This is a genomic window from Methanofastidiosum sp. (assembly GCA_013178285.1).
Taxonomy (GTDB): domain Archaea; phylum Methanobacteriota_B; class Thermococci; order Methanofastidiosales; family Methanofastidiosaceae; genus Methanofastidiosum.
In genome coordinates, this window is sequence record JABLXD010000048.1 from 1 (window position 1) to 9,338 (window position 9,338).

A 9,338-nucleotide genomic window follows, 5' to 3' on the forward strand; every position below is an offset into this window, starting at 1 on the left:
CGATAAACCAATTATTTCCACAAGCGCAAATAAATCCGGAGATCCATCTCCATACTCTATAAACGAAGTAAAATTAAGCCTTAAAGAGTACATAGAAGAAATTGACTTTTTCATTGATGAGGGGATACTTGATATGAACCTCCCTTCCACTATAGTTGATTTAGTCGAGGGTAAAATTGGAAGAGTGGGCAATGTAAAAGAAAAGGAGATATTTGACTTACTGGGGGGCAATCTTTGATTCTAAAAAAAGGTGCAGAGGCGGACCTTTATCTTGAAGATTTCAAGGATGTATTTGGATTTGACTTTTACAATGAAAAAGTCGTTATCAAAAAAAGAGTCAAGAAAAATTACAGGATCAATCAAATTGATGACATGATCCGGGGATTTAGAACAGTAAAAGAAGCAAAGATAATTAATAAAGCAAAGAGTCACGGAGTATTTTCCCCCTCATTGTATCTTGTTGACTTAAAAGAAAAAAGCATTGTGATGGAATACATCAACGGAACTAGATTAAAGGAATACCTTTCTTCTAAGGGATTAGATAGAGAAATAGGCCATCAGATAGGTAGTTCAGTTGGTTGTATGCATAAAGCTGGGATAATCCACGGAGATCTTACCACCTCAAACATGATATTAAAAGATGGTAAGTTATACTTCATTGACTTTGGATTATCTGAGGAATCTGAAGAGATTGAGAAGCAAGGTATAGACATACATTTGTTAAGGCAGGCATTAGAAAGCACACATTTTGATATCTCTGAAGAGTTATTTAAAATAATACTTGAAGGATATTCAAAAGTTCTTGGACAACAAAAAAAGGAAGAAATCCTTCAAAGAATTGAACAAATAGAAAAGAGGGGAAGATATAGAAAAAGAGATTAAATTTTTTCTAATTCGCTTAAAACTTCCCAGAGAATTGTTCTTGTGTGCATGGGCATGTTTGGATCGTTTGAAATCTCGTCCAAAAGTTCAACTGCTGCATGGGCTCTTGATTGTACAGGTTCAGAAGTATCAAGTAGTCTGTCTGCAGCTTCTTTGGCAGCCCTTCTTATATTTCTAGGAACACTGTTGTCTTCGTTAACAAATTCGTTTAAGTAGTCGACTATACCTTTAATATTTTCTTCAGGCATTAAATCACCTCTTCTATATATCGCATGAATATTATATTGCTTTAAAACCTTTATCTTTGGGATATTTAGTTTACCATAACAAAATATGTTATAATAATAGATATTATGCCAAAAATGGCTCCAATAGACCAAATTACAAGAACTAATTTTTTCTCTGTGAGTTTAAAATTAGAAGTAAGTAGATTTGCGACCGATAGATATTTTTGAGGATGCAAGATCCCATCTTTATCGATTTTTGTAGGGCCATATTTTTTACCCCCAAATCTTCTAATTGATTTGAACAAAAATTCCATAATTTGAGGAAATAAAAGAACAACTCCAACTACTTCTATATTTTTTATTATAGAAAAAGATGCTATTAATGCACCAACTATCAGTGTTCCAGTATCCCCTGGGAATATTTTTGCCGGATATTTATTATATATTAAAAATGCATAGAAGGCAAAGGTAAAAGTAAGTAAGTATAATGATGTTTGCAGGTCTCCCAGAAGGTATATGCAGGCTGACAAAGAAAGAGTTGATATAAGTCCAAGGCCCATTTCCTCTCCATTGAATCCTGCAAGAAGATTTGTTAGATTTGAAGCTGCAGTTATGCCTATTGGTATTATTATTAAATAAAGTAGGCCCATGTCAATCTCAAAAAAAATTAGATTTAGATTTAACCCTTTGACAAAAAACAATAAAGGTACTCCGCCTAAAAGACATAGGGCTGTTTTAAGAAATTGAGGGATATTATATAGGTCATCAATAAAACCAACGATTCCTATTATTGTGACCGGAAATATGAACATTAATATTCTAAAATCAAGTGATAATAAATAATAGAGGATAAATATAGGGATTGTTCCGAGAAGTATTGCAATACCGCCAGCTTCCGGAACCTCAAATCTTTGATTTTTATGGAGATCAACACCAAACAAACCATGCTTTTTGTTGAATTTCCCTATTACAGGCGTAATAAAAAGGGTAACAACAAATGAAATAATTGGAAGTAATATGTAATTCATGAAATAAATGTTATATAGGTGTTCTTAAATATTTTTATTATGGAAGGAAGACTTTCTGATTACACCCTTTTTCTTTTTGACATGGATGGAACCTTAGTAAAATTTAAACTTGATTTCGAATATCTAAAACAAGTCACTAGAAAAATTCTAGAAGAAAATAGGATCCAAATAGAAATGAAAGGATCATTAATTGAAACATTGAAGGAATTAAGGTCAGAATTTTCAGAAGAAGAAGCTTATTCGGAGTTTGTGAAAAAAATTGAAAATATTGTGGTTCAGCATGAGATTGAAGCATCAGAAAAAGCTGAAGCTTTTCCACATTCTATAGATCTTTTAACCTCCCTAAAGTCAAAGGGAAAGAATATTGGGATTGTCACTAGAAACAATAAAGCTGCCTCTATTAATACCCTGAAAGTTACAGGATTGATTGAATATATGGACGTTATAGTTACAAGGGAGGATGTTGAAAAGGTAAAACCTGATCCGGAACATGTTGAAGTTGCAATTAAACATTTAGAAAAAAAGGCTAAGGATACTGTAGTTATTGGAGACCATAGATACGACGTCCTCGCTGGAAAAAGAGCAGGATGTTTTACAATAGGAGTACTATCGGGCGTTTCTTCAGAAGATCTTCTAAATGATGCAGACCTTATAGTTACCTCTCTAGAGGAAATAATTTCATTTTTATAGAATATAGACAATAAAGTTTTTAAACAGCAACTTAATCGTTTCCTATATATCCAAAGATAGGAGGGTCACTATGGAATACAAAGTTATTGTTTCTTATCAAGATGGTAAAACTATACAGAAAGAAGTAAAAGACAAGCAGGCAGAATCCCTCTTTGGTTTAAAAATTGGCGAAGAGTTTAATGGTGAGACAATTGGACTTTCTGGCCACGTATTAAAGATTACAGGTGGATCCGATAAAGACGGATTTCCAATGAGAAAAGATCTCGATGGTAGCAGAAGAGTAAAACTTCTACTTTCTAAGAGTGTAGGCTTTAATCCAGTAGAACACGGCGAGAGAAGAAAAAAGAGAGTAAGAGGCAACACCATAAACGAAGACATTGCCCAAATTAATACCAAAGTAATTAAGCCTGAAAAATACGAAAATCCTGAAGAAAAGAAATCAGAAGAAGCACCAGAAGAAGCTAAATCTTAATGGTGCAAAATAATTATGGTAAAGGAGACATATAGTTGGGACAAGCTGAAGTAAATATAGGCCTTGTAGGGCATGTCGATCATGGTAAAACAACCTTGACACGAGCTCTATCTGGTGTTTGGACAGATAAACACAGCGAAGAGCTTAGGAGAGGTATTACAATTAGACTTGGATATGCAGATATAGAGTTTAAAAAATGTGAAAACTGTGAAGGAATTGAGGCTTATACTACAGAGAAAACTTGTTCAAAATGTGGCGGAGAATCTAAAGTTTTAAGAAAAGTCTCCTTTGTCGATGCACCTGGCCATGAAACCTTAATGGCAACAATGCTTTCAGGCGCTGCAATAATGGATGGGGCAATATTAGTCATAGCTGCTAATGAAAAATGTCCACAGCCCCAGACTAGAGAGCATTTAATGGCCTTAAATATAGTTGGAATTAAGAATATAGTAATTGCACAGAATAAAATTGAGCTTGTTTCTAAGGAAAAAGCAATTGAAAACTATAATCAAATTAAGAATTTTATTAAAGGGACTGTAGCTGAAAATGCTCCAATTATCCCCATATCCGCCCAACACAGAGTTAATATTGATTATCTCATTAAAGCTATTGAAGACGTCATAAAGACTCCAAAAAGAGATCCCAATAAACCACCGATCATGTACGTTGCAAGATCATTTGATACAAATAGGCCCGGAACATTTCCAGAAGACCTTAAAGGAGGTATCTTAGGCGGATCTCTAATTCAGGGAAAGCTAAAAGTTGGAGATAAAATAGAAATAAGGCCAGGATTTGAAAAAGTTGAACAGAACAAGAAAGTTTTCAAACCTATACTGACTGAAGTATCAAGCTTAAACGTTAGCAATGAATCAGTTGAAGAGGCTTTACCTGGTGGGCTTCTTGGAGTTGGAACTTCTCTAGATCCAGCAGTTACAAAATCAGACACTTTAGCAGGCAGTATTTTAGGACATCCAGAAGAGTTACCAAAAGTATGGGAGACTCTATCTCTTGAAATACACTTGCTTGAAAGAGTAGTTGGAACAGAGGATGAAATTGAGGTAGAACCAATAAGGCCCAAAGAAATGCTTCTGTTAAACGTTGGAACAGCTAAAACAATAGGTACAACAACTAAAGTTGGGAAAGTTACAGAAATGATATTAAAACTTCCAGTTTGTTCTTTAGTAGGCGAAAGGGTAGCCATCAGTAGAAGGGTCGGAGCCAGATGGAGACTAATAGGCTACGGAATAATAAAGTAGTTGTAATTTTAGATACTAATTTTCTTCTTCTTCCTGGTAGATTTAATCTCAGAATTGAATCAATCGAAGATGTTATTGAGAAAAAATGCCAGATACTTATACCTACAAATGTAATTTCAGAATTGAAAAAGATTGAACTCACAGGATCAGACAAGACTGCTAAAGAAATTGCATTAAAGATATCTGAGCGTTACGAAAAAATAGATTTTGAAGGCCCAGTTGATAGATCCATTCTAGAATATGCCAAAAATAATAAGTGCATAGTCGCTACAAATGATATGAAATTAAAGTCTGATTTAAGAAAAATTCAGATTCCAGTTATTTTCCTGAAAAAGGGAGTAAGACTGGCTCTCGAAGGTTACATTGAGTAAATTTTTGTTTTAATAGTCTCAACATTATCGGATAGGTTATGGGAAGTGTCTATTTTAATTACTTCTTCTTCAAATTCTTCAAATATTTTTTTCATCTTAAGATAAACGCTATAATCGGCATCACTGTATTTATCCTTTCTATTTTCTATCCTTTCTTTGAGAATCTCTTCTGGAGTTTCACAATAAACAAAATAAACATTTATTCCAAATAATACTCCAACTTCTTTTGCTCTTTTTCTCAAGGCTTTAGTATAAAAAGTTCCATCAAGAATAACATTTTTGTCTTTGGATAGATTTTCACTTGTTTGTGAAAAAATCTCATTATAGACAATCCTCTTATCTTCTTCGTTATATACTGGTTTTTCAAAAATCTTTTTCCTTATTTTATCAGTCGAAAGGACAACAGCATCTATATCTTTAGCGAGTCCTTCAGCAATTGTAGTTTTTCCAGTTCCTGGGAGACCAGTTATAACTATAAGCATATACTATTTCTTAAGGTAAGTTTTAAATATATTACTCAAAATATAGACTGAGGGATAATTTGCCAGATAGGTTTACAAAGCCACCTTTTAAGAAGGTAAAAATAAAAGAGATACCAAATGAAAAATATGTCAGTGTGGTAGGCGCCATAATAAAAAAAGATGGGAATGATATTCTTTTAGATGATGGAACAGGCCAAATTGAAGTCGTCTTTGGTGAAGATATCAATTTCAAGGAAGGTGACATCGTTAGAGTTTTCGGTGTTTCTATATCGGGCTCCCTTAAAGGAGAACTAATACAAGATATGTCAGAGCTTGACATTAAACTTTATAGGGAAAGTTTTGACAAAATTAGGGGTCTTTATTATAAGTAACTCCAATAAATTTATATAAATATAATAATAACTATTGCATATAGGTCTTAAGGTGAGATAATGTTTGAAGCCGTTTTAAGTGCAGAAACATGGAGAAAATGCGTAACTGCAATCGGGAGTCTTGTTGAAGAAGTTCCCTTAAAGATTACTGCTGAAGGTATCGAGTTAAGGGCCATGGATCCATCCCATGTTAGTATGATCGATTTTAAAATGAACAAGGAAGTATTTGCAGAGTATAAAACTGATAAAGAAACAATCATCGGCATTGATATTGAGGATATGTCAAAATTCATAAATAGGAGTAGAAGCGATGATATCCTAGTTCTAAAGCTTGACGAAGAAAAAAATAAGATATTAATGGTTTTGAAAGGAACATCAACTAGAAGATTTGGGTGCCAGCTTATAGACGTCACAGAGCAATCAAATCTAAAGATGCCCGCATTAAATACTACTTCCAAGGTAAGGCTTAATTCACAAGCCTTCAGAGAAGGCCTAAAAGATGCAAATATAGTTTCAGATCATGTTTCTTTAAAGTCAGATGACGCATTTTATATGAACGCTGAAGGGGACACAGGTGACATTGAAGTAAAGATTGAAAAGGGCGATCCTGATCTTTATGAGATTCTTGTATCGGCAGCTGCAGCTTCAACATTCAATCTAAGCTATCTAACTGATATGTCAAAGTCAATACCTGGAGAAATGTCAATTGAGATAGGCAACGATATGCCTGTAAAAATCGAATTTGAAATCGAAGGCGCTTCATTTGTGTTCATACTTGCCCCAAGAGTTGAAAGATGAGAAACAATATGGGAAAATATAATGACGACCCTATAACTATTTTCAAAAAAGAATGTATTAAAATTGGCATTCTTGATTCTGTTGGGGAAGATAATAGCGATATCATTGATTTGTTAACTCAAACCTTTGACGAAAATACCCTTGAAGGTAAAATAAAAAAGGCGAAAAGTGATTATGCCAAATTAAAATTTGAATCTTTTTGCAGAAAGAGATTTAGATCATTAGTTGAAAATTCTCTTGATAATTATAGTCCGGATAACGGGCTTGAAAATAGGATTTCTAAGGACATCGAGGATATTTTTAATGGATATCGGAGCAGCATTATTAATTCTAAGGTATCCACAAAACAAATTATTACTCCTAAAGAAACAAGGGAAAAGGTTTTTAAGGAGGTAAAGCTCTCACAAGATGTACCGGAGTTCATAGGGGAAGATATGAGGTCCTATGGACCATATAAAAAAGGGGAAATAATTTCAATTCCCTTGAGAAATGCCGAGATACTTATAAGAGAGAAAGTTGCTGAGAGCTAGTCGAGAGTGATTCTTATGAAAATGCCAAAAAAGATGAATACCTACTGCCCGACCTGTAAAAAACACACTTCACATAAAGTTGAGACTGTGAAGAAAAGAAAAAGAGGAGAGCTTAGTGCAGGTCAGAGAAGGTATAGAAGAAAAATTAAAGGTTACAGAGGTTTCCCCAGATCTTCAGTTAGCGGCGGAAAAACTGTAAGTAAACTTGATTTAAGATATAGATGCGAATCATGTAAAAAAGCCACTACAAGAAAAGGCTTCAGAATTAAAAAGTTAGAGTTCGTGGAGGCATAATATGAAAAAACTTGTTTCAAAGTTTTTGAGAGTTAAATGCACAGATTGTTCAAGTGAACAGGTAGTATTCAACAGACCTGCTATCACCGTAAAATGCCTTACTTGTGGGAAATCCCTTGTTGAGTCAAAAGGCGGGGTAGGCAAGATTAATGCTGAAATACTAGAAGTTTTGGAGTGATTATTTAATGCTTGAAAAGGAGTACCCTGAAGAGGGAGACCTTGTCATGTGTTCCGTTAAGGAAGTATTTCCTTACGGTGCTTTTGTTATATTAGACGAATATGACAAGGAGGGAATGATACACATAAAAGAAATCTCCTCCAGTTGGGTCAAAAATATTAGAAACCATGTCAGAGAAGGCCAAAAGATAGTTTGCAAGGTTCTAAAAGTTGATGAATCTAAAAACCATATAGATTTATCTTTGAGAAGGGTTACAAGCCAACAGAAGAAGACTAAGGTCCAGGAATTCAAGAGAGAAAAGAAAGGCGAAAAATTACTGGAGCTGTATGCTACAAACATAGGAGAAGATTACAAGAGTATCATTCATAATATTGGGGTGCCCCTTGTTAATAAATACGGTGATTTATACGCCGCATTTGAAGATGCCTCAACAAAAGGTAAGACTATCTTAGAGGAATTAATAGACGAAAAATATGTTGATGGGCTCTATGAAATTATAAAAACTAATGTTGAAAATCCATTAGTTTCAATTACTGGGCACATTACCCTTGAAAGTTATTCAGGAGAGGGCATCGACATAATAAAGGACGCGTTAGTCAACGCGAGAGATAAATTCAAAGACAAAGTGGAAGACGTCGAAATAAGAAATGAAGGATCTCCAAAATATTCAATCCATATTATAGCAGAAGATTATAAAGTAGCAGAATCTGTTTTAAGAGATATTGCGGAGATGGCAATATCACACGTTCAGAGTAATGAGGGTAAAGGATCCTTTAAGAGATCATGATATGAAGATGAAAATCTGCCCTGAGTGTAAAAAATATACTCTAAAGGATTTATGTCCTTTATGCAATGTCCGTACAGTAAATCCTCACCCTCCAAAATTTTCACCCGAGGATAAGTACGGTAAATATAGAAGATTAATTAAAAAAGAGAGTGGAACATTATGAAAGAAACTTATATCATCGAAGAAATAAAAGATATTAAACTTGATAATCCAATATTTGTTGAAGGGCTTCCTGGAATAGGACTTGTAGGAAAACTTGCTGCTGATCATCTTATCCAAGAATTAAAAGCTGTTAAATTTGCAGATTTATATTCTCCTAGATTTCCCCATCAAGCATTAGTTGAAAAAGATTCAACCATGAGATTGATGAAAAATGAATTTTACTATTACACTGGCGGTAAAAGAGATATCTTATTCTTATCTGGAGATACTCAACCACCTCCCACAGATGGATACGGCCACTATGAAATCGCCACTACTATCTTAGACTTTATTGAGAAGTTTGGTGTGAAAGAGATGTTTACGTTGGGCGGATATTCTACAGGAGGGTATCCCGTAAAAGAACCAAAGGTATTGGGCGCAGCATCTGATGTTGAAACAGTTGAGAAGTATAAAGAGAAAAACATTGTTTTTAGAGAAGATCCAGGATCGGCAATTGTTGGCGCATCAGGACTTCTTATAGCCATGGGAAAACTTAGGGATATGAAAGGATTATGTCTATTGGGCGAGTCTCCGGGGTACATTATTGATGCTAAAGCCTCAAAGGCAGTTCTACAAGTATTAGTCGATATATTGGAACTTGAAATAAACATGGAAGAACTTGATAAGAGAGCAGAAGAAACTGAGAAAGCACTTTCAAAGATACAAGAAATGCAGAAGAACATGACTGAATATCAGACACTGCCGCCTGGAAATGAAGAAACAGGTTACATAAGGTAATTAACTTATTTCTTAGTTTTTCAGGGATATATT

General features: G+C 34.4%; 17 protein-coding genes. 14 read left to right on the forward strand and 3 right to left on the reverse strand.

Translation table 11 applies throughout. The annotated features are described in order from the left end of the window. On the forward strand, positions 1 to 238 hold a 238-nt coding region (locus HPY60_10505), incomplete at its 5' end, for a hypothetical protein (GenBank protein ID NPV51607.1). Beyond that, complete coding sequence (locus HPY60_10510; GenBank protein ID NPV51608.1) at positions 235 to 882, forward strand: Kae1-associated kinase Bud32; 648 nt, start codon at positions 235 to 237, stop codon at positions 880 to 882. The genes HPY60_10505 and HPY60_10510, both read left to right, overlap by 4 nt. Here the strand turns inward: HPY60_10510 and HPY60_10515 are convergent. After that, positions 879 to 1,130, reverse strand: a complete 252-nt coding sequence (locus HPY60_10515) for a UPF0147 family protein (GenBank protein NPV51609.1) — start codon at positions 1,128 to 1,130, stop codon at positions 879 to 881. The genes HPY60_10510 and HPY60_10515 overlap by 4 nt on opposite strands. 65 nt (positions 1,131 to 1,195) lie before the next feature. After that, positions 1,196 to 2,137, reverse strand: a complete 942-nt coding sequence (locus HPY60_10520) for a hypothetical protein (GenBank protein ID NPV51610.1) — start codon at positions 2,135 to 2,137, stop codon at positions 1,196 to 1,198. A gap of 39 nt (positions 2,138 to 2,176) precedes the next feature. On the opposite strand from HPY60_10520, the gene HPY60_10525 reads away from it, so the two are divergent. The 4 genes from HPY60_10525 to HPY60_10540 all read left to right on the forward strand — a co-directional run bounded on the left by HPY60_10525 (position 2,177) and on the right by HPY60_10540 (position 4,926). Continuing rightward, positions 2,177 to 2,827, forward strand: coding sequence for an HAD family hydrolase (locus HPY60_10525; GenBank protein ID NPV51611.1), 651 nt, complete (start codon positions 2,177 to 2,179; stop codon positions 2,825 to 2,827). Positions 2,828 to 2,897: 70 nt separating this feature from the next. Then, complete coding sequence (locus HPY60_10530) at positions 2,898 to 3,299, forward strand: 30S ribosomal protein S6e (protein ID NPV51612.1); 402 nt, start codon at positions 2,898 to 2,900, stop codon at positions 3,297 to 3,299. A gap of 35 nt (positions 3,300 to 3,334) precedes the next feature. Next, the gene (locus tag HPY60_10535; protein NPV51613.1) at positions 3,335 to 4,555 is read left to right on the forward strand and encodes a translation initiation factor IF-2 subunit gamma; all 1,221 of its coding nucleotides are present in this window, start codon (positions 3,335 to 3,337) and stop codon (positions 4,553 to 4,555) included. Next, positions 4,522 to 4,926 (forward strand): nucleotide-binding protein, encoded by a 405-nt coding sequence (locus HPY60_10540; protein ID NPV51614.1) that lies wholly within the window; start codon positions 4,522 to 4,524, stop codon positions 4,924 to 4,926. Before HPY60_10535 ends, HPY60_10540 begins: the two co-directional genes overlap by 34 nt. Here the strand turns inward: HPY60_10540 and HPY60_10545 are convergent. Next, positions 4,914 to 5,408, reverse strand: a complete 495-nt coding sequence (locus HPY60_10545; protein NPV51615.1) for an AAA family ATPase — start codon at positions 5,406 to 5,408, stop codon at positions 4,914 to 4,916. The two genes, HPY60_10540 and HPY60_10545, sit on opposite strands and share 13 nt — an antisense overlap. 59 nt (positions 5,409 to 5,467) lie before the next feature. Between HPY60_10545 and HPY60_10550 the strand changes: the two genes are divergently transcribed. Genes HPY60_10550 through HPY60_10585 form a run of 8 tightly spaced genes read left to right on the forward strand, consistent with a single transcriptional unit; the run spans position 5,468 to position 9,305 of the window. Further along, positions 5,468 to 5,779, forward strand: coding sequence for a hypothetical protein (locus tag HPY60_10550; protein ID NPV51616.1), 312 nt, complete (start codon positions 5,468 to 5,470; stop codon positions 5,777 to 5,779). Positions 5,780 to 5,839: 60 nt separating this feature from the next. Further along, positions 5,840 to 6,577, forward strand: a complete 738-nt coding sequence (pcn, locus tag HPY60_10555; GenBank protein ID NPV51617.1) for a proliferating cell nuclear antigen (pcna) — start codon at positions 5,840 to 5,842, stop codon at positions 6,575 to 6,577. Next, entirely contained in the window at positions 6,574 to 7,107 is a 534-nt protein-coding gene (locus tag HPY60_10560; GenBank protein ID NPV51618.1) for a hypothetical protein, read from the forward strand. The genes pcn and HPY60_10560 overlap by 4 nt, the downstream gene beginning before the upstream one ends. Positions 7,108 to 7,122: 15 nt before the next feature. Then, on the forward strand, positions 7,123 to 7,401 hold the full coding sequence (locus tag HPY60_10565) for a 50S ribosomal protein L44e (GenBank protein ID NPV51619.1): 279 nt from the start codon (positions 7,123 to 7,125) through the stop codon (positions 7,399 to 7,401). 1 nt (position 7,402) lies between these two features. Continuing rightward, a complete protein-coding gene (locus tag HPY60_10570; GenBank protein ID NPV51620.1) occupies positions 7,403 to 7,579 on the forward strand; it encodes a 30S ribosomal protein S27e in 177 nt (58 codons plus the stop codon). 7 nt (positions 7,580 to 7,586) lie between these two features. Beyond that, positions 7,587 to 8,366, forward strand: coding sequence for a translation initiation factor IF-2 subunit alpha (locus HPY60_10575; GenBank protein ID NPV51621.1), 780 nt, complete (start codon positions 7,587 to 7,589; stop codon positions 8,364 to 8,366). A 1-nt stretch (position 8,367) separates the two neighbouring features. Then, a complete protein-coding gene (locus HPY60_10580) occupies positions 8,368 to 8,529 on the forward strand; it encodes an RNA-protein complex protein Nop10 (protein ID NPV51622.1) in 162 nt (53 codons plus the stop codon). Then, entirely contained in the window at positions 8,526 to 9,305 is a 780-nt protein-coding gene (locus tag HPY60_10585) for a proteasome assembly chaperone family protein (GenBank protein ID NPV51623.1), read from the forward strand. The genes HPY60_10580 and HPY60_10585 overlap by 4 nt, the downstream gene beginning before the upstream one ends. The last annotated feature ends 33 nt before the right edge of the window (positions 9,306 to 9,338 follow it).

Coding starts and splice junctions, on each gene's coding strand:
- HPY60_10525 (NPV51611.1), top strand. CDS start 2,177: ATGGAAGGAAGACTTTCTGATTACACCCTTTTTCTTTTTGACATGGAT.
- HPY60_10560 (NPV51618.1), top strand. CDS start 6,574: ATGAGAAACAATATGGGAAAATATAATGACGACCCTATAACTATTTTC.
- HPY60_10515 (NPV51609.1), bottom strand. CDS start 1,130: ATGCCTGAAGAAAATATTAAAGGTATAGTCGACTACTTAAACGAATTT.
- HPY60_10520 (NPV51610.1), bottom strand. CDS start 2,137: ATGAATTACATATTACTTCCAATTATTTCATTTGTTGTTACCCTTTTT.
- HPY60_10585 (NPV51623.1), top strand. CDS start 8,526: ATGAAAGAAACTTATATCATCGAAGAAATAAAAGATATTAAACTTGAT.
- HPY60_10570 (NPV51620.1), top strand. CDS start 7,403: ATGAAAAAACTTGTTTCAAAGTTTTTGAGAGTTAAATGCACAGATTGT.
- HPY60_10580 (NPV51622.1), top strand. CDS start 8,368: ATGAAGATGAAAATCTGCCCTGAGTGTAAAAAATATACTCTAAAGGAT.
- HPY60_10545 (NPV51615.1), bottom strand. CDS start 5,408: ATGCTTATAGTTATAACTGGTCTCCCAGGAACTGGAAAAACTACAATT.
- HPY60_10530 (NPV51612.1), top strand. CDS start 2,898: ATGGAATACAAAGTTATTGTTTCTTATCAAGATGGTAAAACTATACAG.
- HPY60_10540 (NPV51614.1), top strand. CDS start 4,522: ATGGAGACTAATAGGCTACGGAATAATAAAGTAGTTGTAATTTTAGAT.
- pcn (NPV51617.1), top strand. CDS start 5,840: ATGTTTGAAGCCGTTTTAAGTGCAGAAACATGGAGAAAATGCGTAACT.
- HPY60_10565 (NPV51619.1), top strand. CDS start 7,123: ATGAAAATGCCAAAAAAGATGAATACCTACTGCCCGACCTGTAAAAAA.
- HPY60_10575 (NPV51621.1), top strand. CDS start 7,587: ATGCTTGAAAAGGAGTACCCTGAAGAGGGAGACCTTGTCATGTGTTCC.